We start from the raw sequence: 24,017 nt of genomic DNA, 5'->3' as shown, positions 1-24,017 counted from the left end.
TAAAAATCCCCGCCCTCGAAGCGGGGATTTTTGTATTTATGGTTGTAAAGTTTCTTTCAAAGTAAAGAAATCGATTTAATGAGTTGTTTTTGTTACTACATTAGCCAAATATCAATTTGCCATTTATTTGCTGTAGATAGAGGTAAGATTTTCTGTTATTAATAATTAGTTGTTAAAGGTATTAAGATTAAATTGAGCTAAATATGGAAAAAGCCCATTGGCTTGATATTAAGTTTATTTAGAAAATGGAGTTTTAATGAAAAATATTTTATTGCTTACCTTATTATTAACCTCTTCTTTTTCTTTAGCTTCTAAAGAGTTAGATTTGGAAAAATTCGCACAAACATATTTCAAGCTTATGACAGCTACTCAGTCTCCTAATGCATCTAGTGTTGAGTTAGAAAAATACCTGTCTTTACTAACAGACGATATTGGGCATTCCCATTTACCTTATGTTGTTGATGATTCTAGATTACCTGATGGCAAAGAGTCGATGAGAAAGGGGATGACTTTTTATTTGGGAGCACATACTGAATATGAAGCGACGTTATTAGACGTATTTGTTTTTAACAAATCAGCCATTGCGATTCGATACAAAAATTATGCAAAAGGTGTACACCCACAAAGTAAACAGCCGATTGAATATTCTCAAACAATGATGGAAGTGCTTGAACTAGAAGATGATAAAGTTGCGGTAATTCGTAAGTATCATGAGTAATGTTTATTTAAACATGTCAGAACTATCGGTAGTTAATGCAAAACATATTTCGGGGCATATATTAGATATTGAGTTTAATGATGGGCACATTTCCACGGTCGATTTTGCAATATTTATTTTCTCTGTCGGTCACCCTGATTATGAACCTTATAAAAAAGTAGAGCTCTTTCTAAATTTTGATATTGAGGATGGAAATCTTAATTGGGATGACTATACGATGATCTTTCCCATTGAGGATTTGTATCATAATAAAGTATTAAAAAATAGATAAGCAGTTTTATAACTATTTAAAGCAGGAAATTACATTACTTTTACTGTTGATTACGTCAACTAAAAGATGTGGTTAGCTCCATATGGAAGTCATTATGTTTATGTGATTTACAGTAGCCCAAGTATTTTGAAAGTTAATTCAAGCTATACGTAAAAAGGAATAAAAAATGTTTATAATTCAACTAACGTTCTCAGATAATAAATCTCAAGCTAAAGATTTCATGGAAGGCCATAAAAAATGGCTCCAGTCGGGGTTCGATAAAGGTATCTTTGTGTTATCTGGAAGCTTACAGCCTAATGCAGGCGGCGGCATTATTGCAGTCGATGTTTCCAAGCAGGAGATCGAAGAAATTGTCGCTGAAGATCCTTTTGTAATCGAAAATGTAGTTAAACCTGAAATCATTGAGTTAACGCCATCTAAAGCTGATGAACGCTTATCATTTTTGCTCGATAACAGGTTGTAGTTGCTCGCTTAACCAATCAATAAACACCCGAGTACGCCTTGGTAAATGACGTCGATTCGGGTAGACGATATTAATTGGCATGGGCGGCAAGTTATAGTCAGGTAAAACTTGTACGAGCTCACCTCGGCTAAGCTCATCGATAACTCCATGGCGTGGCACTTGAATAAGGCCAAGCCCTGCTAAACACGCTGCTTTATAGGCATCCGTATTGTTAACTGTGAGCTGCGATTTCATGGCTAGAATTTGCCAATCGCCTTGTGTATCTTGGTATTCAAAGCCTGGGTCAAGTTGACCGAGTGTTTGGCTATAGCGAACAATGTAGTGCTCGGCTAAATCAGCCAGTTTAGTGATGTTGCCATGCTGTTTAATATAACTTGGGCTTACACAGTTTATCATCGGGCAGTGGCCAATTCTTTTAGCGATCAGCGATGAGTCTTCTAAATTACCGACTCGCACTACACAATCAAACCCTTCTTCAATTAAGTTCACACGCCTGTCTGAACTACTCAGTTCAATCTCTAATTGTGGGTGTGCAGATAAAAAATGCTCTAGATTCGGCAACACTAAGCGCCGACTAATTGGTTGTGGCATATCTACTCTAAGACGCCCTGATAACGCTTCGTCATTTTTATGAAATAGAGTTTGTAGTTCGTCTATATCAGCAAGCATATCTTTACATCGCTGATAAAAAACAGTGCCTTCGTTGGTGAGTGTAACCCGCCTTGTTGTGCGGTTTAGGAGCCGAGCACCTAGGGTATCTTCGAGTTGTTTAACTAACTGCGAGACAGACGACTTAGGCATACTCAGTGCAAGTGCTGCAGCTGAAAAGTTTTTTAGCTCAGCTACCTGAACAAAGGTTTTCATAGCATTAAGTTCATTCATGATTGTTTGTTTTTTACGAACAGTTAATTCAATTTTACATGGTTTATCTAGTTTTGCAGTGTAAATATACTGGTTGCTCAAAATTACTTCAAAGCAAAAAGGTAACAACGATGAGCAACAAAATTGCAGTGATCACAGGTGGTAATCGCGGTTTAGGTAAAAATACGGTATTAAGTTTGGCACGTAAGAGTTTTGATTGTGTGTTTACTTATCGAAGCCATAAAGATGAAGCGCAACAAGTCGTAGAGGAAGTCACAGCGCTGGGGGCAAAAGCAGTCGCTATGCAACTTGATGTTAGCGATATTTTAGGTTTTGCTGAATTTAAACAATCACTTGAAAGCATTTTAAAAACACAATGGCAAACATCTCGGTTTGATTATTTAATCAATAATGCAGGTCATGGTAGTGACAGTGCATTTGCTGATACCAGTGAAGCCATGTTTGATAATTTGATGAATGTACATGTAAAAGGAGTGTTTTTCTTAACGCAAACACTGCATGAGATGATAAGCGGTGGCGGGCGCATTATTAACTTATCTTCAGGGCTGACACGGTTTGCTTTACCAGGTAAGGCAGCTTACGCCACCATGAAAGGGGCTGTTGAGGTCATGACCAAATACATGGCAAAAGAACTTGCAGGGCGTAATATTGCGGTGAATGTCGTTGCACCTGGCGCAATTGCCACTGATTTTGGGGGTGGTGTTGTGCGTGATAATGAAGATGTTGCGCAATTAGTGAGTTCATTTACCGCTATGGGGCGAGTTGGTCAAGCGGATGATATCGGTCCTATGATTGCTCAGTTACTCGGCGATGAAAATCGTTGGGTCACCGGACAGCGTATTGAAGCATCGGGTGGCATGTTTTTATAATCCTCAAGCGAGTGTGATGTCAGTGATCGCGTGTTTGTTTGCTTATTGAAATGAATGTGATTTAATCGCTTTCTCTTTTTAAGCAACGAACATGTGATTGCATTTATGCTCGATTTGGCAGTACTCGCGGTTTTTATTCCGACCTTTTTCTTTGTTTCTATTACACCAGGAATGTGTATGACACTTGCCATGACACTCGGTATGAGTGTAGGCGTTAGACGTACTCTTTGGATGATGGTAGGTGAAGTGCTCGGTGTTGCAGTGGTTGCTATTGCTGCAGTGATTGGAGTTGCCAGTGTAATGCTTAACTATCCTGAGTTATTTGCTGTTTTAAAATACTTAGGAGGGGCCTACCTTATTTACCTTGGCATCAATATGTGGCGCGCAAAAACAAGCTTTAAACTTGGCAACGAGGCTAAGCAGAAAATAGCGCGTAGCCAATTATTCTCGCAAGGGTTTATTACTGCGATAGCGAATCCTAAGGGGTGGGCATTTATGATATCACTCTTGCCCCCTTTCATTAATGTTGATGCCGCCGTTGCACCTCAGTTAGCTATATTGCTGAGTATTATTATGCTTAGTGAGTTTATTTGTATGCTTATTTATGCCACAGGTGGTAAGAGCTTGCGGGTGTTTTTAGATAAAGGCGATAACGTTAAGTGGTTGAACCGTATTGCCGGTGCTTTGATGATGGTTGTTGGTGTATGGTTAGCTTTGGGCTAACCATACACTTTTCTAATTAAATGAGCTCTTTATCGTTGGTTACGAGATTAAAGCATTGCTTTAGTGTCTCGATTGCTGTTTTTGTTTTCGCTGCAAGGCTATCTCTAGCGGGTGTAACGGCGAACACAGTATAGTCAGGTAAAGACCACTCAGGAGCAATTTCTATAAGCTCTTTGCTTTTTAATAAACTTCTCACTTCAGGCTCAGGCAGTACACCATAACCCACGCCATCACACACTAGCTTGGTAAGACCTTGCATATTATTGACGATAATTTTTGCCTTAGGTAATGGTTTACTGTCAAGGGTAAGTGCATTGAATGCATTACTGTCGGCGCTGATATGGGAAACTCTGGCATGGCATTCAAGATCATTCCATGTTGCGTGCTGAATTTTGCTGAGCGGGTGATCTTTATGGGCGCATAATTTAAGTGGCCATGTTGCGAGTTTACGAGCCACTAAATTAGAATCTGTTAAAGGGCCGATTGCAATGGCCAAATCAGCGCCAGATTTGATCATATCGACGGGTTCATCTGTTAAAACAAGCTGAATGCTTAAATCATCAAATTGATGGATCAGCTGTTTTAACGGCTCACTCAATAAACCACTGCCAAAACCAACCGGCGCAACCAGTTTTAGCTCCCCACTTGGATTTCTTTGCAAATTTTGCAATTGACTACTGGCATGTTCTGCCAGTGTGAGCATTTTCAAACAGCTTTGATAATACACATGCCCAGCTTCTGTTAGGGTCAATTCTCTTGGGCTTCGATTAAATAAACTTAACCCAACCTCTTGTTCTAAATGTTTGATGTGTTGGCTTACCGCAGATGTGGTCATTGCCAGCTCTGTTGCGGCACTGCTCATATTGCCTGTTTCAACTGTTCGAGAAAATACTCGTAATGTTTTAACTAGTTTTGAGTTCATTGTTCAGGCCTTCTTAATTCAGTTTTAAGAAATCGTAAATTGTAGAAATAGGGACTTCTCATTAATATCGCAAACGCTAATTATTATCATTTATAAAACAAATGTCACGGAGTATTATTATGTCGAGGGTAGTTTCTACGCTTTTACCACTTAGCGCAGCAGTGTTAGCTGGATTGTCTAGCTACGCAAATGCAGATGATAAAAAACAAGATATGGAAGTAATCGTGGTATCAGCATCTGGCTATGAGCAAATGCTTAAAGAAGCGCCTGCGAGTATTAGTGTGATTGATCGTGAACAACTAGAAAAACGCTTTTATCGTGACTTAACAGATGCCATGACTGACGTGCCCGGTGTTGTTGTAACAGGCGGCGGGGACCGAAAGGACATTAGCCTACGTGGTATGGCAAACCAATACACCTTAATTTTAATTGATGGTCAACGCCAAACCTCACGCGAAACCCGCCCAAACAGTGATGGCCCAGGTGTTGAAGGGGCGTGGACTCCACCTATTTCGGCGATTGAACGTATCGAAGTTATCCGCGGTCCTATGTCGTCATTATATGGCTCAGATGCAATTGGTGGGGTTATCAATATTATTACTCGCAAAACACCAGAAAAATGGTATGGCGAACTGCGTTTAGACAGCACCATTCAAGAGTCAAGTGAGTCGGGTAATATCAATCAAGGCAGTTTCTTTACTGCGGGTGGCTTAATTCCTGAGTTATTAGGTATGCAGCTATCGGGTCAATTTTCAAAGCGTGATGAAGACGATTTTGAAGCAGGCTTTCGTGGCAAAGAGCAAAGTAACTTAAAAGCGAAGTTTATTTTAACCCCATCAGATAGTCACGAAGTGATGCTTGAGATAGGCGGCGCACGACAAAAGCTCGATGAAACATTAGGTAAAACGGTTGCTCCTTTAGCTGAGGGCGAAAGTTGTGGGCGCAATGGTTGCCCTGAATCATCAACAACTGAATATGAGCAAGAGACCTATTCATTGAGTCATAATGGCTTTTATGATTTTGGCTCATCACGCAGTTACATAAAATACGATAAATTCGATAATACTTCTCGTGAAATGTATGTTGAAAATACGGATGCACAAACAAGCTGGACTTTACCTTTTACCAATCATAACGCTGCATTTGGTGCGTCGTATTTAAAAGAAGAGCTGGACGATTACACCAGTAACCGCATTAGTGATTTAACCCATGTGGAGAATGAGCAATGGTCGGTGTTTGCTGAAGATGAATGGAGTGCAACTAAGCGTTTCAAGCTAACAACAGGGCTTCGTTACGATCATGATGGTAACTTTGCAGGCCACTTTAGTCCTCGATTATATGGTGTATACACTGCATCAAAAGCGATAACACTTAAAGGGGGGATTTCAACAGGCTTTAGAGCGCCGAATATTCGTCAATCTACCGCAGCTTGGGGGCAAGTGAGCCGTGGCGGTAACATTTACGGTAACCCTGATTTGAACCCTGAAAAGTCAGTAAACTATGAAATGGGTATTTATTATGATGCAAATCGTGATTTAACTCTTTCGAGTACAATATTCTACAACGAATTTGATGATAAAATTACCCGTATTTCATGCCCATTAACACAGTGTACCGATGGACCAAACCAGTTTGGTTCAATGCCGACGACCTATGTCAATGTGGATGAAGCCGTCACGCAAGGTTTTGAGTTATCTGTATCTTACGACATTACCAGTGAGCTTGATGTAAGTGCAAATTACACTTACACAGATTCTGAGCAAAAAACCGGTGAATATAAGGGCAGTCCACTTAACCAATTACCTAAGCATATTGTCCAAACCTCAGTAAATTGGCGTCCGGTTGATAAGCTAGGCACGTGGTTACGCGTTCATTACCGTGGTGAAGAAAGCCAGCCTACAACAGGGCCATCACAAAGCAGCCTAATTGCACCAGACTACACCTTGGCTGATATTGGTGGTAACTATGATTTAAGCCGCAGCATTAAGTTAGGTTTTGGTGTTTATAATCTGTTTGATAAAGAAATCACTGAAGATGAATACGGCTATGTTGAAGATGGTCGACGTTATTGGGTATCACTTGGGTTGAGCTTTTAAAAACTAAAAGTCTATGAGTGTGGCTCTTGGCTACACTCATAGAATGTACTTTACATGTTTTTTGAGACTTAAAATTTACTCTTTAGAGGACATTGAACTGCCCACTGATGCTGTTATCACAAGTAAAATAGCAAGCCATTGCCATATGCTTAAAAATTCACTTAAGATTATAAATCCGGCGAGTGCCGCTATGGCAGGCTCTAAACTCATCATAATACTAAAGCCTTGGGCTGGCATATTTCTCAGTGCTACCATCTCAAGGGTATAGGGCAATGCGCTCGACATAACGGCAACTAAAATACCTAATGGCAGAACTTCCCAGCTTAATAAGGCCATACCTTGTGACGCTGCACCATAAGGTACTAACACAATAGCAGCAACACTCATACCCATTGCTACAGTCATACCGCCAGAGCCTTGGTTACCGGTCTTTTTGCCAAACAAAATATAAAATGCCCAACAAGCACCGGCAGCTAATGCCAATATAACACCTACCGGATCTAAACTGTCTTCGCCTTTCATATCGGGTAGTAACAAAATAATGCCAGCAATCGCACAGGCAACCCAGAAAAGGTCGCGCTTTTTTCGTGATGAAAGTAGGGCAACTGCAAGTGGGCCAGTAAACTCCAGTGCGACACCAATACCCAAAGGAATACGCTCTATGGCGTAATAAAACAGAATATTCATACCGCCTAAGCTCAGCCCGTAAACAATGACTGGCATTCTTTGGCCAACAGGAGGAAAGGCACGCCAAGGTTTAAAAATTAAACATAAAATGGCGGCAGAAAAACCAAGGCGTAAAGCGGTTGTGCCCTCAGGGCCAATCAAAGGGAATAATTGCTTAGCAACAGAAGCGCCTGATTGAATTGTAACCATGGCTAGAAGAACGCAAATAACAGCAATTAGAAACGGTGGTATAGTGCGCGGCATCACTGTCCTTATGAAATTTTTAAGCTAGAATTTGCCGCGATTCTACTGATGTTTTTAGTTTTAAGAAATATTTTTCGTTAAATGAATTTAGTTATTAGTAGTGTGAACAGGGTAGTAAATTCTTTTACTACCCCAGCTAAGTGCTAGCTTAAGCTTGGCTTAGTTTATTGAAGTTTGGCATGATCCTGTCAGGCTCTGCTTTGCGCTGGTTTCGCTTAGCAAGTGCAAAGAAAATAACGCTGAAAATAATGGCGACAGCATCCACTAAATAACTTGAATACAGAGCAAAGCCATTATGTGTTGTCAGCAATTTTACAAAACTAGAAATAACCATGGTTGCGCATAAGGCTGCAAGTAAATATAAGCCCATTGCAGTTGCTCTGCTTGTGCCTTTTACAAAGGTGAATCCAACAAATGCAAAAAATACTGCGTAATAACATATTAATGTGCCGTAATTAGTATTAGCAGCGATGCTGGGCAGCCATTTGGCGGTGATCAAGGTGCTTACGACAGCAAGCATCGAGCCTAAACACACACCAATCGTAAGCTTTGCCATGAATAAAGTACTGCGTTTAGTCGGGTCTTTTTTAAAACGTTTATCAATCCATAGTAAGTTACCAGAATAGAATAAAAATGCGCCCAGTAGGCCCATAATAAAGTAGCCCCAGCGTCCCCATTCACCACCGTAGGTGCCAAAGTGTAAAGAAAATATACTGGCGACCATATTGCCCCAAATACTTTCATCACCTTGCGGATAGCTAGAGTTTACCACTTCTAAAGTATACGGATTCATAAACAAGTAATCAGTTTCTGGACCGCGTACGACGGCTTGTTTATTACTCATCATAAATACAGCTGATGGAGTGGCTGAATTTAGGTTGCTGTAGCGGACATGAATCGGGGTATAGCCTGGTGCATAGTTTTTAGCAGCTAAAATTTGCTCATTTATACGTGGTAAATCTTTAATATGATAGCTTTGTGCTGCTGGGGGAGTGCGTTCAAATAAAGGCTTATCGCCATAAAATTGAGCAAGACCACCATAAATAAAATCGTGAAAAGCAAACACCACAACAGTAAATGCAATCACTAAATGAAAAGGTAAGCTGGCAATGCCAATTAGATTATGGCTATCGAGCCAAAAGCGGCTTGGGCCTTTTTCTTTACGAAGCGCAAAAAATGTTTTCACTAAGGTCGGCAATAAAATAATTACGCCAGAGACAAGCGCCAAAAAGTACAAGACAGAAGCGATGCCCAACACATAAACCCCTGACTGATCATGACCAATTTCGCCTGCAATGCCTGCAGTGCGATGTAAATAGTCCACTAAATCAGCGAGTTTGTTCTCTGTTTGTTGTTCTATTGTGAGCTGTCCCTTTGCGCTTAAATAAGCTGTTTGTAGCTCATTATCTAGGTGCATACCACGTGGGCCACCTTTTACATACCAAGAAAGAGGCGCATTTTCAGTATGTAAATCGAGACTAAATCCTTTTGCCAGTTGCGCTGGCTTTTCAGCTATTGCAGCATCCACTAAAGGTTGGTAATCATAGTTCTCAACCGTAACTTTAGAAGCTTGTAGAGGAGCTGCCCATTGTTGGATTTCATGCTTGAACATGGTTAAGCTGCCTGCATAAAAGCCAATAAATAGCACTAAACCTGCGATGATCCCTGTCCAAGTATGTACACCTTGATAGGTACGTAAAATATCAGACCTTACTTTCATAGCCCACCTCTTAGCATAAAAAAGCCTGTGTAAAGCAGTACAGTTAACCCACCTAAAAGTAGCCATGCCTGTTTTGCAGAATTAAATAAGTAAGTGAAACTAAAAATAGATAACCACAAGGGGGGAATCATCCACATGTTGAACTGTACTTTATCGCGCGCATCAATCCCGCCTGGACCATACCACGCAAAAAAAGCGATAAGTATAAAAGCAAGCGCTAATCCTAGTAGTGCGCCTGCGAAGGTCTTACCTAGCCATGTTGGCTGATATTTTTGAGAGCGAGTCATGAATTATCCTTTTTATAGAACAAGCTTAGAAGTGGGATCAGCATTAACATTATCATCAGTGTAAAAATGACTAAAAATACAGTTGCGGAGTTTGAAAACTGTTGAGAGGTCAAAATAATAGCGGTGATTACTAAGCTTACAGCGACCCCTCGAAAACGTTTGTTCAAAGGTTTTATTAATAAGCGTTGCTGCTTTCGAGTGCAATAAAATATCCCCACCGCTAATGCAAGCAGTAAGGTTGATAAAGTAAAAAACATAGGTAGTTAGTTGTAGTTATTTTTTATAATTCTAAATGATAACTAAACTCAATTGCAATAGCGTTTTCGTTGTGCTAGATTTTTCGCGCTTTTCTATTAGCTCAAACATTCATAAATACTAATAATCTCTTTTTGGGGAAAGAAAATTGGCCACTGCATTTAAATTAAACTCACTATCAGCTGTGATTGCAGCTTTATTACTTGTTACTAATACAGCCGTATTAGCTGATGACGAAAGTAATCGAAAATCGATGGATACGATTGTTGTCACCGGTGAAAAAACTGAAAAATCATTGAAAGAAACCATGTCATCAGTTGCTGTTGTTGATACGTCATTAATTGAAAATGGTCAGCTTGCATCTATATCAGAAGCTCTTTCAGAGATGGCTAATGTGGTTGTGTTAACTGGCGCAGTACCGGATATGCGGGGTGTGTCTGGCAATGGCGGTGCAACAGGTTTTAACTCGTTTAGTGGTGGCTCGAAAGCGCGTGTCTCAACATTAATTGATGGGGTAAGCCAGCCCTTTGTTGCAGACCTTACGGGTGATACTGGCCTTTGGGATATGGAGCAGATCGAAGTATACCGAGGCCCGCAATCTACAAGCAATGGCCGAAATAGTATTGCAGGTGCGGTATACATGAAAACTAAAGCCCCAACGCAAGAATTTGAGGGAGCAGTGCGCGTTGGTTATCGTAATCAAGATAACTATTTTGATACGGCGGCGGTTATATCGGGGGCACTCGTTGAAGATGTGTTAGCATTTCGCTTATCAACGCAATATATTGATGGTGAGACTTTCTCTAACCCACCAGTGTACGACACAAACCCAACAGATCAAGAACTAAACAAGCTGGACACCAGTAGCACCCGTGCCAAACTCCTTTATACCCCATTCGAGGATTTATCTGTACAACTGACCTATTCAACATACAACGAAGAGGGTAACGCTGGACGTAAATACTTTGAAGCTGCTGAGCCAACCGATTATATACCGCTATTTCAACGTATTCTGGATACTGAATCAGATACAACACAGGTCAATGTTGACTACAAAATTAATGAAAACTTCTCGCTGGATGTGCTCGTTGCCTATATGGATTACAAATGGGCATTTGATGCCTATGAGCCGCAACAAAGTGCTGAATCAGATGTTTCGATGGATGAATCAAATGTAACCCTAGATACTAAATTAAACTTTGGCTTAAATAGTGATTTTTACTCAGGTTTTGTCGGGCTTGCTTATTTTGACCGCGACCAAGATTTTGAGAGTGTAGGGGCTACTTATTACTTCGGTGACGATAGCAGCAAATCAACGTCAATTTACGGTGAATCAAGCTTTAACTTGAATAGCCAACTTACTTTAACAGCAGGGCTGCGTATTGAACGTGAAGAACAAGTACGTAACTTCAATATGGCATTTCGCGGTGACATGCTTGTTGAGCAATTAGATGACTCGCATACTCTACGTTTACCTAAGCTTGCCCTGCAATACAAAATTACCGAAGAAACAACGTTATTTGCAAGTGCTCGCAGAGGTTACAACGCCGGTGGTGGCGCATTAGACTTTACTGCTGAAGATTACTACTACTACGATGAAGAGACGGTAAACACCTATGAAATTGGCTCCCGTAGTGTTTTAAATAATGGCGATCTAAATATTAGTGCTAATGTGTTTTATAACAACTTTAACGGTTATCAGGCACTGAGCGCAGCACGGAGAATTACTAATATTGAAGATGCACACAGCTACGGCTTAGAGCTTGAAGCATACAGTATGTTGGGCGACCAATGGCAATTACATGGTGGTTTAGGATTATTAAAAACTAAAATCGATGAATCGTCAGCATTTCCTGAAGCTGTGGATAATGACCTTAACTCAGCTCCTGAATTAACAGCAAGCTTAGGTTTATCGCATTGGTTTACAGATAGCCTAAAAGTTAATTTGAGCGCTAATTATGTTGATGAGTTTTATGGTGACTTAACAAACACAGAAGAGCGCGTTGCGGGCGATTATACCCTTACTCGTTTAACGATTACTTACGATACTGAGCAATGGTTGATTAGTGCATTTATTAATAATGCATTCGATGAGCAAGAGTACACAGCAAGAGAGCCTGCCAGTGGTCGTTACCCGCAAGGTTATGTGGGTGTTGTGAACCCACAAACTTTAGGGGCTTCAGTTACCTATAGATTTTAAATGGTATTAAACTAGTCACCCAGTCTCATTGGGTGGCTAGTTTAATTTGAAGCGGTTTATTTGTGCATTTAAGCTACTGGCTAGCTTAGAAAGCTCACTTGATGAAACAGAAATTTTTTCAGTTTGCATTTGAGCTTCTTTACTTGTTTCTTGAACATCATTCAAACGCTGAGCAATATCTTCAGTGACTTGAGATTGCTGCTCAGAAGCCGACGCTATTGTTAAGTTTGCATCTGAAATTGAATGAGCTTGGGTACTTATTTCTTCTAGCATAAGCCCCACATTTTCAGAGTTAACAACAGCTTCTTTGATCTGTGAATCGCTTGAGCGTATGCGATTTGTTACGGCATTACTCGCGGCTTGCAGCGAATCAATTTTATCTTGAATCTCAAGCGTCGAGCTTTGAGTTCGGCTCGCCAGTGTGCGCACTTCATCAGCCACAACGGCAAAGCCTCTACCTTGTTCGCCGGCTCTAGCAGCTTCGATTGCAGCATTAAGGGCTAATAAATTAGTTTGTTCTGCAATGTTACTGATCACACTCAAAATAACGGTCACTTCTTTGACTGATGACTCTAAGTTATTGAGGTCATTCAATGATTGATTGAGTGTGGCGGCGACGGACTCTACAGATTTGATCCCTTTATCGACAATGGTTAAGCCTTCTTGCGTTTTGTTATTGGCAGCTGTTGCACTTTGCGCTGCTTCTGCACAGTTCTGCGATACTTCTTTCACAGCTGTGGAGTTTTCATAAACGGAGCTAGATATAACTTCGATAGCTTGGCTTTGTCTATCATTAAGTATTTTTGCTTGCTGAGATACGCTATCGAGGTTAGCTGCTGAAATCTGTGCTTGATCAGAAAGACTATTAATCTCTTTTAAAAGGCTTGAAAGTTTATCAACCATTAAGTTAAAGCTGGCAGCAAGCTTACCAATTTCGTCGTTACTGACATGGTCAATGTAGCGTGATAAATCGCCTTGTGAAATTCGGTTTGCTTCAGTAATCAGCCCTTGTGTTGCCTTAATCACTTTTTTCTCTAGCTGAATATAGCAAAGTATTAAAGTGCATATAATTGCAATAACAAAAGCAATACTGATAATACTGAATGTTGAAACCTTATCATTGTTTTGTGTGACTTGTTCGGCACTTTTGCGCTCTATAGAAGACAAAAATGCACTAACAGGTTGCTGGATTTTGCCCACTTCAGTCATGTAATTTTCATCGGTAAGTAATACGATAGCGTCAATCCATTGGCTTTTGTCTTTCTCACTGATTACATGAGGATCTTGCCCTACAAGGTGATCTACTAGGGCGAATGCCTGCTCTTCTGTTTCGACTAATTTCAAGGAAAGCTCGTTTGACTCTGCGAGTAATGCTAAATCAGACTTATCGACATTATAGGTTTGTAGCCTTGCTAAATAGCTTTTCTTTTCGCCATTGAGCCAAGCAATATCCCCTTGGATTTGTCCAACTAGTTCAAAGTATTGTTGCTTATACTTGCTCTGTAGAGTAACAACATATTGCCTAGCAAGTTCTGTTAATTTGATAGAGTTAGACGACGATAATTTAGCGAGATGACTCAATTCATATCGTTGTTGTGCAGCCTGTTGGCTGTCAGATAGACCTGATTTTAGCATTAGGATAATGATTAATAATCCAGCTGCTAGGGTAATCGTTGCTGCAAAGACAGCTCTTAATAAATACCTAATAGACAAAGGTAAACTCTCATTAATTTACAACAGTTATTATTAACCATAGTGCAAAAATAATGAGAGTAAATATAATCACAGCAAGAAAAAATAATTTCAAACTTAATGATTATTTAAGGCTGTAGAGTCTAAACGAAAGTTTAGCTATATTTATCAGCAGGGTAGACAACACCTAATTGAGCTCTTGCTTCATCAAGCACAGCCATAACCTGTTTTGATAAAGTATGTGTGTTGACACTCGACTCAATCTGCCCTGCTTTTACTGCATTAATAAAGTGGCTTACTTCGTGGCGCATAAAGTGTTCATCAAATGGCTCTGAGAGCTCTTCAACCGTGCCATCATTACCAATAAACTGCATACGTTTTAATAGTGATACCGCTTCGATACGAATACGGCCTTTTTCACCTTGAATTTCAGTAAAATTATCACCTTGCGAGATTTTAGAGTAGCTGATCACCGCTTGTTTATCGGCGTAATTCAATAACACATCGCCAGCGCCATCAACACCTGTTTCAAGCAACACACCGCTGGCTTTTACACTTTGAGGCGCGCCCCATAAAGCGAGTAAAATATAAAGCGGATAGATACCTAAATCGACCAGTGCACCATTAGCAAATTCTGGCAAGAAAGTATTTGGCCGCTCACCATTTTTATATTTATCGTAACGTGATGAGTATTGACTATATTGACCAATATATTTACGCGGTGTGCCAATTTTTGTGAGGGCATTTTTTAAGCGTGCAAAATTTGGTAAATGCGTGGTCATCATCGCTTCCATGTATAAGCGTTGATGGGTTTTTGCCGCTTGAATGATTGCCGCAAGCTCTTTGCTATTAGCAGCCGAAGGCTTCTCACCTAAAACATGTTTACCGGCTTCTAAACACATGACAGCGTAGTTTTTGTGTAGGCTATTTGGTGCAGCAATGTAGACAGCATCGACTAATGGGTCTTGGCATACTTGTTCAATATTAGTGAACACTTTAGCGTCAGCCATGTCGTGCTTTGCAAGAAAAGCTTCGCCTGTTTGCTGCTCTCGAGAGCACACGCCATATAAGGAGAATTGTTCAATTTGTTTGGCTGCACTTAGTAGCGTGTCGCTTATAAAATTGGTACCGACAATCACAAAGTTCATGGTTACTCCTCGTTGTTTTGTGCAAGCCATGCTTGCCAATCCTGTTCAAATTTTTCCATTTGCTTATGTTTTTTGCTTAACAAATGTTTGTCTTCATCTTCTTGTGCCATATAAGGACCTACGCGGCATAATGCACAGTGTTTATCACCTAAATAAGCGGGTAAAGTCAGCTTAGAGGTAATCTCGCTGTTCGTTTTTTCGCTAAAGACGTAGGTAATGCCACTGGTGTCTTTAACGTGCTTATCGCGGTCAACATTGCGAATTTTATAGCCAGGGAACAGGTTAATATCAAATGGCATTTGCCCCAAGTACTGACAATTAAGCCCTTGATTTAAGCTGCCTTCAATATTCCATTCGCGATAGGGTTTTACATCTTTAGAGGTGATGTAACACAGCATTGGGCCGTTTTTATTTAATGCGAATTGACTAGCGTAGTCTAAATAGCGATGCAACAAAGCACGGTTTAATACATTCATACCACCGAGTTTTGTATTAGCTTTAAATGCAGCTTCACCTACAAAAGCTGGAATGAGTGGAAATTGAAAAATTACCACATCGAAACGAGCATCTCCTAAGCGCTGCCACGATTCAGGTTTTGTTACATCAAACTCGGTAAGTGTTTGTATATTGAGTTGTTGCAAGGCGCTAAGTGCATTGTCGGCATATTTTTGTTCTATGGTATTTGCATCATCATAGGTCGAAGCAACAAGCTTTTTAGGTTTTAAATGACTTGCTAAAGCATGCGAAAATGATAAATCACCATCGCCAACCGTTAATATGCGCCAACTCGGGTCTAAAAACATGCTGTTATTTGCCTTGTTCTGGCGGTGTTTCAACTGTAATTTCAGGGCAAAGTGCTAAGCGAGTTTTCAAACCCTCAATGGCAATTTGCTTAAAGATTAAGTTAAAACTAATTAAAACGGCAATAACGATATGAATAGGACCATGGGTAAAGCCTGCATCTGTATCAAAAAGCATTAATCCGAATAGCAAAAACATGGTTGCTAAAAATATTTCAATGAGCTGATTTGAATACAGCTTTAAAGAACCTTGGTTTTTGTGGTCTTTTTTGATGTGAATCGCACAAAAAAATGGGATCACTTTAATTTTGAAGTGAGCACCTTTTTCAACGTAATTTTCGCCGAGGTGGTCTAGCTTGGCGCGTAGTTGATCTATCATAGCAAGTCCTTAAAAATCTGAGCCGCGGATGTTACCGCAAACGCGAGAAAAGGGCTACTCAGGATAGATGCTCATGCCAATCACAAATATATGGCATACAAATACCACTGAGGTTAAAACGAATCGCATCTTTTGGTAATCAATATGATACGTTTGCCACTGCGGTGAGCTTTTTTCGAATAAAAGCACTAACCAAAAACTTGCAGCGAGCCAAGTCAGTGTCCAAGTTGCTGGTAAAAAACTTAAAAAGCCAATCGGTAAGATAGGGATAATGGCTTTAATGGCATCAGCATGCGTCTGTTGGCCAGCATGCCATAAGTTACCAGCCATAAAGGCTAAAATAGCAATGCTATAATAAATGAAAAAGTCTAAGTTGACAGCATTACTCCCTGCTATGAGTGGCCAGCCTACGCAGCCTAAAAACGGCAGTAAACCTAAGTAACCGAGTTGAATGTGATTAATAAACTTTTCCATAATGACCTTAAAACCGCTTAAATTAAAAAGCATACCTAACGGTATGCTTTTATCTTTTAACTATTTTATACCAGTTATGCGGCTAAAACGATCGCTTTGTTATTGGCGTAACTCACGACGTAAAATTTTGCCTACCGTTGACTTAGGCAGCTCCTCCATAAAAATGATTGATTTAGGCACTTTATAAGCACTTAAGTTTTCGCGGCAGTAATCTGTGACTTGTTGTTCGTCTATATGCTCTTTCAAAGTAATGTAGGCGCATACACGCTCACCAGTTTTTTCATCTTTTGCTCCAATAACGGCCGCTTCACAGATGGCTGGGTGCTGACACAGTACATTTTCAACTTCGTTAGGGTACACGTTAAAGCCAGAAACAATAATCATGTCTTTTAAACGATCTACAATTTTGTAATTACCACTTGGCAATTTTAGGCCTATATCTCCGGTTTTGAAAAAGCCACGTTTCATGCATTTATCGGTTTCATCTTGGCGTTGCCAGTAACCCATCATCACCTGTGGGCCTTTAACAACAATTTCGCCAGACTCACCGTCAGCAACAGGTTCATCATTTTCATCCCAAATCTCAACGGTAGTGTTTGATAATGGGCGGCCAATACTGCCAATTTCTTCTTTTTTAAAGTCGTTTAACGTCGCAACTGGCGAGGTTTCTGATAAGCCATAGCCTTCTGTGATTGTACAACCTGTGGTGTTCATCCACGCATCAGCGGCTGCATGGGTTAGGGCTGCGCCGCCTGAGACGGTCATTTTTAGGTTCGAAAAATTCAGTGCCTTAAACTCAGGGTGCATACACAAACCAATAAATAGGGTGTTAATGCCTGAAAAGTAATTAATTTTATATGGTTCGATTTGCTTTACTAAGGCATCTAAATTACGAGGGTTTGGAATCAGTACATTAAATTGCCCCATGGCAAATAGGCCAACCATATTCACAGTAAAGGCGTAAATATGATAAAGCGGTAGCGGGCAAATGCCTGTTTCTTGACCTGGCTTTAAAATGTCGTCAAAGCGCTCATTCATTTGCTCTGCATTGGCTAAAATATTGCCATGGCTTAGCATCGCAGCTTTTGCTATGCCTGTGGTTCCGCCTGTGTATTGTAAAACTGCAATATCATCGCGACTTGCTTGATGAGTATTAAGAGGGGCGAGTCTTTCACCTTGGCGAATGAGTTCATTTAACGAAAATTGACCTTCTTGCAATGTTGGCTCAGCAACCGCGGCTGCAACAATAACTGTTTTGATCGACGTATCATTGATAATGGTGGCTAATTTATCGGTAAGAGCATCAAGAATAACAATGGCTTTTACATCTGCATCATTAAACTGATGCAGCATTTCACGGGCAGTATAAAGTGGGTTGGTATTGACTACGATTAACCCTGCACGAAATGCTGCATAGGTAACAATAGGGTAATCAACAATATTAGGCAGTTGAATGGCTATTCGATCCCCTGCAACTAGGCCACTTTGTTGTTGAAACCACTGTGCTAAATAACGAGACTGTTGTTCTACTTGAGCATAAGTGAGGGTTTTACCCGCACTATTGTAGGCAGGAAGGTCGGCATAAGTTTGACACGTATGCTCAATTAATTGCGTGAGGTTATCATGTGTGTTCATGGGTATTCCTTAGCGTGTTGTTCTTATTAGTTGTTGTTTTAAGAGGCGATCCATTATTGAACCCATTATCCAATTCGGTAAATAACGGCTCATGATATAGGTTAGTTTAGATTGTAAGCCTAGGATCACCATTAATTTTTGCTTATCTAAGCTGTGTAACATTTGCTTGGCGATTTTAGCTGAGTTTACATCTGTGCTATGCGCTTTGTTTGTACACACTAAGCTGACTTTTATATTGCTTGGTTTTAATTTGAGTCGTAGCTTTTTGCTTAGAAGTAAAAGGGCTGGGTTGAGTGAAAGCTTGGTGGGTTCTGTTATCGGTGCTGTTAATGCCAAGTGGCTGTTCATTTCAAGGTAGGGGGTAATCACAGTGGCAAAATGATGACTGACTAAACTATGTTTTTGAGTTAATTGCTCACTGTATTCAATACAAAAAGATGAACACTCAATGGCTAATTCAGGTTTGCCGATTGCAGCAATCGCATTGTTTACTTGGATCTGTAATGTTTCGATATCACAGATTCGTATTGCAAAAAATTCAACATACTGACAAAAATCTGCAAGTTTAGTTAAGCGTTGTTTAGTCTGTTCGCTGAAGTGTAAGTCAAATAAAGCTACATCGTCACCTCGAAGAATATATTGTTTGGCTAATTCGTACCCAACACCACTGTTGGCACCGGTAATAAACACTCTTTTTAACATTACATGACCACTAATTAGCAAAACTAGCTAATCAATATATATAAATTGTTAACAGAAAAATTAGCTTTATACGACCTGTTTTTAACTTTTTACGCCACTAAGATGAATGTGATTTACGATAATCTTTTGGAGGAATGCCATACCAGCGTTTGAATGCACGGGTAAACTCGCTGTAATTAGAAAAACTTAAGATATCTGAAATGTTCGATAAACTAAGGCTAGATTCAATTAAATATTGATGTGCTAAATTACAGCGTACGTCATCAACTAGCTCACGAAAAGTGGTACCGTGCTGAGTTAAATGACGCTGTAAGCTGCGTGCACTCATTGATAGTTTTTCGGCTATCAAGTTTATTCCAAACTCTTCATGAAGCAGATATTGTTTGATCAGCACCTCAACGTGATCAGACATGTTTTCCCGTTTGGTGTCTTTAAGATGAGCAATTTGTTGGCTAAGAATAGAAAATAACTGCTTGTCTGAATTTTTAATTGCAAGCTTTAGGTATTTTTTATCAAACACAAGCGCGGTATGTGCACAGTTAAATGCTGGCACTTGGCCCAGCGCTTGGCGGTAAACACAGGGGTTTTCATCGCAACTGTGGGGAAGCTCCAAGCGGTGCAGTTTTATTTTATCATCAGTTAATTGCTTTAATAAATTGACTCCGACACTCAAGGCCAAATCGGCACCATGATAAACACTTATTTTTAAATTACTGCGTATTAAGAACGATAGTTTTACGTAGTCTTGGCCAATTTCGAGTAACAAATCAGCGCTATTTTGATGTATATGGTAGTACTTGGTTAAGTTTTTTAGTGCTGTTTCAAGGGTATCGCAATTTCCAATCAAATAACCCACAGAACCCAAAATGTTGAGACTTTGCCAACGACCTAGCTCTAGGCCGAAATAGGGTAGATTTAATTCTTTCGCTGTGATTTTTAACAACTCAATCAGTTGCTGATACTGAATAAAGTTATTGGGCTCTGTGAGTTGCTTTCGGTCTAACCCTACGCGCGATAACAGTGCATCAGGGTTGACCAATTTACTTTCAATCAGTTCGATATAGCCATGCAGGGCAGATACTCTAATTAAATCGGGGGCGTGTGTCTTACGAGGCATAATGTGTTCTTATTGAGTGCGCTGGCGTAAAAAGTAAAAAATATTACGCGAAAAGTAAAGTAAATACGGTCGCTAAAGTTTAACAATGTATTAACGGCAACAATGAATTGCTTTACTAATAAGCATTAAAGAGGGCACACACATGGCATTACCAGATATTATTAATCATCAAGATTTTTTATTAACGATCCATACAAATGATGAAAAGCTGATTAAAAACGCATTACCTGGCGTTCATATTTATCCACTCATGCTGGACTCTGAAAACGGTGTATGGGTTTTACGCGTTTTATTTGAGCCAGGTACAGTATTACCAAAGCACTTTCATACTGGGGTTGTACATTTATACACGCTAGCAGGCAGCTGGCACTACACAGAGTACCCAGACGATTTACAGGTGGCAGGTAGCTATTTATTTGAGCCTGGCGGCTCGATTCATCAATTTCAAGTTCCTGCAGATAATACTGAAGTGACAGATACCTTTATGGTGGTTATGGGATCAAACATTAACTTCGACCCTGATGGTAACTATATGAACATTATGGATGCTGGCTGGATTGAACAAGTGATGTTAGCGGCTGCAAAAGAGCAAGGAATTGAACCTAAATACATTAAACCAAAGAGTTTATATGGCTTTACTAAGTAACTTTACTCGGTGAGGATAAAGCCTTTGATTAGCTAACTAACTGAAGGCTTTGATATTTTTACCTAAATTTGTAGTTCAATCTAAAAAACAAATCATTTTAATCTAAACAATCAATTTTATTTTAATCACTCAGACCTCTATTGTATTAATCAAGCAGACGCAAGGCTGCGTTAATTAAACTTTTTAAATACATCAATGAGGAAAAATATGAGCACTTCATTAATTAACACAAAATTACAACCATTCAATGCAACAGCTTACCACAACGGTGACTTTGTTGAGCTAACTGAAAAAGACGTGCTAGGTAAGTGGTCAATCTTCTTCTTCTACCCAGCAGATTTCACTTTCGTATGTCCTACAGAGCTTGGTGATGTTGCTGACTATTACGAGCAGCTTCAAGAAATGGGTGTTGAAGTTTACTCAGTATCAACTGACACGCACTTCACTCACAAAGCATGGCACGATACGTCTGACACAATTGGTAAAATCAAATTCCCAATGATTGGTGACCCTACAGGTCGCATTACACGTAACTTCGGTGTGATGATCGAAGACGAAGGTCTTGCTCTTCGCGGTACATTCGTAATGAACCCTGAAGGCGAAATCAAAGTAATCGAAACTCACGACTTAGGTATCGGCCGTAGTGCGAAAGAGTTAGTACGTAAAGTACAAGCTGCACAGTACATTGCTGACCACGATGGTGAAGTATGTCCTGCATCATGGCAGCCAGGTGAAGAGACACTTGCTCCTTCATTAGACTTAGTTGGCAAAATCTAATTTGCCACTGCATTAAACGATAGCAAAGTGTTGCTTTGCTATCGCAATGCAACCTTAATTGCCCATCACAACTCACATTAAGCACATTAGCGGGTGATGGGCAGTTACCCCTAAATTTTTCTAGATTATTTATTCTGAACTCAAGGGCTAAGCCATGTTAGATACGAATATCAAAAACCAATTAACAAGCCACTTTGCTTCTATTACCAGCCCTGTTGAGCTGCTTATCGCCTTGGATGACAGCAATAAATCAACAGAACTTAAAAACTTAGCAAACGATTTAGCGTCGTTAAGCGACAAATTTTCGGTGCGAGATAACCCTAACCAAGATGTGCGCCGTCCGTCTATGGTGGTGTCTTCACCTATAAACAATACGCAAATCACATTTGCGGGTGTGCCGATGGGCCACGAATTCACGAGCTTGATCCTTGCACTTCTTCACACAGGTGGTCATCCAAGTAAGGCATCAGAGACTGAAATTGAACAAATTAAATCATTACCTGGGCCGCTTAACTTTGAAGTGTATATTTCATTAAGTTGTCAAACATGTCCGCAAGTTGTGCAAGCACTTAACTTAATGGCGGCGCACAATGAAAATATTACGGCTACGATGATTGACGGTGCCTTGTTCCAAGACGAAGTGAACGAGCGTAATGTGTTGGCAGTACCCGCTGTGTACTTAAATGGCGAGTTATTTAGTCAAGGTGCTGTAAACCTGACCGATATTTTAAACAAAGTGGATACCAAAGCGGCTGCACGCCAAGCCGAGGCACTAAACGACAAAGAGTTATTCGATGTACTTGTTGTGGGTGGTGGTCCGGCAGGGGCTTCTGCGGCAATTTATGCAGCACGTAAAGGCTTGAACACAGGTGTGGTTGCAGAGCGTTTTGGTGGTCAGGTATCAGACACATTAGCCATTGAAAACTTTATCTCAGTTAAAGCGACCGAAGGCCCTAAATTAGTTGCCCAACTTGAAGAGCATGTAAAAGAGTACGATGTTGATGTGATGCAAAACCAACGTGCAGCATCGCTTACTAAGCAAGGTAATTATCAAATCACCCTAGAAAATGGTGCAGTTTTAAATGCTAAATCAGTGGTATTAGCAACCGGTGCCCGCTGGCGTGAAATGAACGTACCAGGTGAGAAAGAATATCGCGGTCATGGCGTTGCTTACTGTCCTCACTGTGATGGTCCGTTATTTAAAGGCAAAGCGGTAGCGGTTATCGGTGGTGGTAATTCAGGTATTGAAGCTGCAATTGACCTTGCAAACACTGTTGAGCATGTCACCGTGCTTGAATTTGCTGATACCTTACGTGCTGATGAAGTACTTATTCGTAAAGCAAATAGCTTAAATAACATTACTATTATCAAAAACGCGCAAACGACAGAGGTTGTTGGTGATGGTAAACGAGTAACAGGCTTAAGTTATATTGACCGCATCTCTGGCGATGAAAAATCACTTGAGCTTGCAGGGATCTTTGTGCAAATCGGCTTGGTGCCAAACACTGAATGGTTAAAAGATTCAGAGCTATCACTGACTCGCTTTGGTGAAATCGAGATTGATAGCAAAGGTGCAACATCATTGCCGGGTGTTTATGCGGCAGGTGATGCCACGACAACGCCGTTTAAACAAATCATTATTGCAATGGGCAGTGGTGCAACGGCAAGTTTAGGTGCATTTGATTACTTAATTCGCCACAGCGATGAGACGCAAAGCACGGAAGATGCAGCCTGATTAGTTGTATTAATAATGACTCTTGATTAGGCAGCTTTACACCCATAGCTGCCGTTTTAAAGCCGCCCTCTCCAAAGGCGGCTTTGCTTTTTGTTAATCCAGCTATTGATACTGGGCTGCGGTTATAAATTCCTCAAAACTTTCACACCAAATAATCACGGTATTGTAATCGCTGACATCAATACCTTGTGGTACAACTAATTTAAAGCCATTGAACGAACGCACTCCTGCAACACGCTGCATGGTGCCTTTTTGTGCTAAGAAATCGGCTTCGTTATCAATAAAATTGCGCGATAAATACAATTGGTAATCAGGACCCGGTGATAGCTCACCTTGCATTGAGATTGCATCATTCGTTAAGTAAACTGTGCCGTTTCCATAGTGAAAACGATCAGACCCCGCTAAGTTAGGTTTAAATTCACCACTGAATAAAGCACGGTTTTTGTGTTGCGTTAGGGTGCTTGAGCTAGGAGCGGGTGCTTCAGTTAAAATAGGTAAGCTGTATATTCCAGTGAAAAAACCGGCTGCAAAAATGATAATGACAGCTATCAACATCAGTAATTTTTTGAGCATTAT

At 40.3% G+C, this 24,017-nt stretch carries 24 protein-coding genes; 10 read left to right on the top strand and 14 right to left on the bottom strand.

All coding sequences use genetic code 11. The features are described 5' to 3' along the window. The first annotated feature begins 256 nt into the window (after positions 1 to 256). The 3 genes from L3V38_RS08570 (at position 257) to L3V38_RS08560 (ending at position 1,452) form a co-directional block, all read left to right on the top strand. Complete coding sequence (locus L3V38_RS08570; RefSeq protein WP_130152402.1) at positions 257 to 718, top strand: nuclear transport factor 2 family protein; 462 nt, start codon at positions 257 to 259, stop codon at positions 716 to 718. A gap of 13 nt (positions 719 to 731) precedes the next feature. Next, on the top strand, positions 732 to 989 hold the full coding sequence (locus tag L3V38_RS08565) for a DUF2442 domain-containing protein (protein WP_237119098.1): 258 nt from the start codon (positions 732 to 734) through the stop codon (positions 987 to 989). Positions 990 to 1,155: 166 nt separating this feature from the next. Beyond that, complete coding sequence (locus L3V38_RS08560; RefSeq protein ID WP_237119097.1) at positions 1,156 to 1,452, top strand: hypothetical protein; 297 nt, start codon at positions 1,156 to 1,158, stop codon at positions 1,450 to 1,452. Here L3V38_RS08560 and L3V38_RS08555 read toward each other — a convergent pair. Further along, the gene (locus tag L3V38_RS08555) at positions 1,426 to 2,334 is read right to left on the bottom strand and encodes a LysR family transcriptional regulator (protein ID WP_237119096.1); all 909 of its coding nucleotides are present in this window, start codon (positions 2,332 to 2,334) and stop codon (positions 1,426 to 1,428) included. The genes L3V38_RS08560 and L3V38_RS08555 overlap by 27 nt on opposite strands. Positions 2,335 to 2,444: 110 nt before the next feature. Between L3V38_RS08555 and L3V38_RS08550 the strand changes: the two genes are divergently transcribed. Together L3V38_RS08550 and L3V38_RS08545 are read left to right on the top strand one after the other, a co-directional pair. Next, positions 2,445 to 3,203, top strand: a complete 759-nt coding sequence (locus L3V38_RS08550) for an SDR family oxidoreductase (RefSeq protein ID WP_237119095.1) — start codon at positions 2,445 to 2,447, stop codon at positions 3,201 to 3,203. A gap of 105 nt (positions 3,204 to 3,308) precedes the next feature. Then, the gene (locus L3V38_RS08545; protein ID WP_237119331.1) at positions 3,309 to 3,926 is read left to right on the top strand and encodes a LysE family translocator; all 618 of its coding nucleotides are present in this window, start codon (positions 3,309 to 3,311) and stop codon (positions 3,924 to 3,926) included. 16 nt (positions 3,927 to 3,942) lie between these two features. Here L3V38_RS08545 and L3V38_RS08540 read toward each other — a convergent pair whose 3' ends face one another. After that, positions 3,943 to 4,848: a LysR family transcriptional regulator gene (locus tag L3V38_RS08540; protein ID WP_237119094.1), complete on the bottom strand. Its 906-nt coding sequence runs from the start codon at positions 4,846 to 4,848 to the stop codon at positions 3,943 to 3,945. A gap of 119 nt (positions 4,849 to 4,967) precedes the next feature. Here L3V38_RS08540 and L3V38_RS08535 point away from each other — a divergent pair, with 119 nt between their 5' ends. Beyond that, the gene (locus L3V38_RS08535; protein ID WP_237119093.1) at positions 4,968 to 6,944 is read left to right on the top strand and encodes a ligand-gated channel protein; all 1,977 of its coding nucleotides are present in this window, start codon (positions 4,968 to 4,970) and stop codon (positions 6,942 to 6,944) included. 75 nt (positions 6,945 to 7,019) lie between these two features. Here L3V38_RS08535 and L3V38_RS08530 read toward each other — a convergent pair whose 3' ends face one another. The 3 genes from L3V38_RS08530 to L3V38_RS08520 form a co-directional block, all read right to left on the bottom strand. Beyond that, a complete protein-coding gene (locus L3V38_RS08530; RefSeq protein ID WP_062567584.1) occupies positions 7,020 to 7,874 on the bottom strand; it encodes a DMT family transporter in 855 nt (284 codons plus the stop codon). Positions 7,875 to 8,022: 148 nt separating this feature from the next. Continuing rightward, complete coding sequence (locus L3V38_RS08525; protein WP_237119092.1) at positions 8,023 to 9,594, bottom strand: PepSY-associated TM helix domain-containing protein; 1,572 nt, start codon at positions 9,592 to 9,594, stop codon at positions 8,023 to 8,025. Continuing rightward, a complete protein-coding gene (locus tag L3V38_RS08520; protein WP_130152392.1) occupies positions 9,591 to 9,881 on the bottom strand; it encodes a hypothetical protein in 291 nt (96 codons plus the stop codon). Before L3V38_RS08520 ends, L3V38_RS08525 begins: the two co-directional genes overlap by 4 nt. Before the next feature lie 403 nt (positions 9,882 to 10,284). Here L3V38_RS08520 and L3V38_RS08515 point away from each other — a divergent pair, with 403 nt between their 5' ends. Beyond that, positions 10,285 to 12,336, top strand: coding sequence for a TonB-dependent receptor (locus L3V38_RS08515; protein ID WP_237119091.1), 2,052 nt, complete (start codon positions 10,285 to 10,287; stop codon positions 12,334 to 12,336). 36 nt (positions 12,337 to 12,372) lie between these two features. Here the strand turns inward: L3V38_RS08515 and L3V38_RS08510 are convergent, their stop codons facing one another. The 8 genes from L3V38_RS08510 to L3V38_RS08475 form a co-directional block, all read right to left on the bottom strand. After that, on the bottom strand, positions 12,373 to 14,049 hold the full coding sequence (locus tag L3V38_RS08510; protein ID WP_237119090.1) for a methyl-accepting chemotaxis protein: 1,677 nt from the start codon (positions 14,047 to 14,049) through the stop codon (positions 12,373 to 12,375). Positions 14,050 to 14,183: 134 nt separating this feature from the next. Beyond that, entirely contained in the window at positions 14,184 to 15,176 is a 993-nt protein-coding gene (locus L3V38_RS08505; RefSeq protein ID WP_237119089.1) for a Gfo/Idh/MocA family oxidoreductase, read from the bottom strand. Between the two features lie 2 nt (positions 15,177 to 15,178). Further along, entirely contained in the window at positions 15,179 to 15,979 is an 801-nt protein-coding gene (locus L3V38_RS08500) for a class I SAM-dependent methyltransferase (protein WP_237119088.1), read from the bottom strand. Positions 15,980 to 15,983: 4 nt separating this feature from the next. After that, the gene (locus L3V38_RS08495) at positions 15,984 to 16,355 is read right to left on the bottom strand and encodes a hypothetical protein (protein ID WP_237119087.1); all 372 of its coding nucleotides are present in this window, start codon (positions 16,353 to 16,355) and stop codon (positions 15,984 to 15,986) included. A gap of 54 nt (positions 16,356 to 16,409) precedes the next feature. After that, the gene (locus L3V38_RS08490) at positions 16,410 to 16,829 is read right to left on the bottom strand and encodes a DUF3429 domain-containing protein (protein WP_237119086.1); all 420 of its coding nucleotides are present in this window, start codon (positions 16,827 to 16,829) and stop codon (positions 16,410 to 16,412) included. 99 nt (positions 16,830 to 16,928) lie between these two features. Further along, the gene (locus tag L3V38_RS08485) at positions 16,929 to 18,464 is read right to left on the bottom strand and encodes a long-chain fatty acid--CoA ligase (protein ID WP_237119085.1); all 1,536 of its coding nucleotides are present in this window, start codon (positions 18,462 to 18,464) and stop codon (positions 16,929 to 16,931) included. Positions 18,465 to 18,473: 9 nt separating this feature from the next. After that, entirely contained in the window at positions 18,474 to 19,166 is a 693-nt protein-coding gene (locus L3V38_RS08480) for a hypothetical protein (RefSeq protein WP_237119084.1), read from the bottom strand. 97 nt (positions 19,167 to 19,263) lie between these two features. Beyond that, complete coding sequence (locus L3V38_RS08475) at positions 19,264 to 20,283, bottom strand: AraC family transcriptional regulator (protein WP_237119083.1); 1,020 nt, start codon at positions 20,281 to 20,283, stop codon at positions 19,264 to 19,266. Positions 20,284 to 20,425: 142 nt separating this feature from the next. Between L3V38_RS08475 and L3V38_RS08470 the strand changes: the two genes are divergently transcribed. The 3 genes from L3V38_RS08470 (at position 20,426) to ahpF (ending at position 23,441) form a co-directional block, all read left to right on the top strand. Beyond that, on the top strand, positions 20,426 to 20,929 hold the full coding sequence (locus L3V38_RS08470; RefSeq protein WP_237119082.1) for a 2,4'-dihydroxyacetophenone dioxygenase family protein: 504 nt from the start codon (positions 20,426 to 20,428) through the stop codon (positions 20,927 to 20,929). 207 nt (positions 20,930 to 21,136) lie between these two features. Next, positions 21,137 to 21,706: an alkyl hydroperoxide reductase subunit C gene (ahpC, locus tag L3V38_RS08465; protein WP_130152382.1), complete on the top strand. Its 570-nt coding sequence runs from the start codon at positions 21,137 to 21,139 to the stop codon at positions 21,704 to 21,706. Between the two features lie 154 nt (positions 21,707 to 21,860). After that, positions 21,861 to 23,441 carry an alkyl hydroperoxide reductase subunit F gene (gene ahpF / locus L3V38_RS08460; RefSeq protein WP_237119081.1) on the top strand — a complete coding sequence of 527 codons (1,581 nt, stop codon included), beginning with the start codon at positions 21,861 to 21,863 and terminating at the stop codon, positions 23,439 to 23,441. 102 nt (positions 23,442 to 23,543) lie between these two features. Here the strand turns inward: ahpF and L3V38_RS08455 are convergent, their stop codons facing one another. Continuing rightward, positions 23,544 to 24,014: a DM13 domain-containing protein gene (locus tag L3V38_RS08455; RefSeq protein WP_237119080.1), complete on the bottom strand. Its 471-nt coding sequence runs from the start codon at positions 24,012 to 24,014 to the stop codon at positions 23,544 to 23,546. Between the last annotated feature and the right edge of the window lie 3 nt (positions 24,015 to 24,017).

This window comes from Pseudoalteromonas sp. L1 (assembly GCF_021728095.1).
Classification (GTDB): domain Bacteria; phylum Pseudomonadota; class Gammaproteobacteria; order Enterobacterales; family Alteromonadaceae; genus Pseudoalteromonas.
Note: the sequence above shows the minus strand (reverse complement) of the source record. Positions and strands in the feature narration are given on the sequence as shown.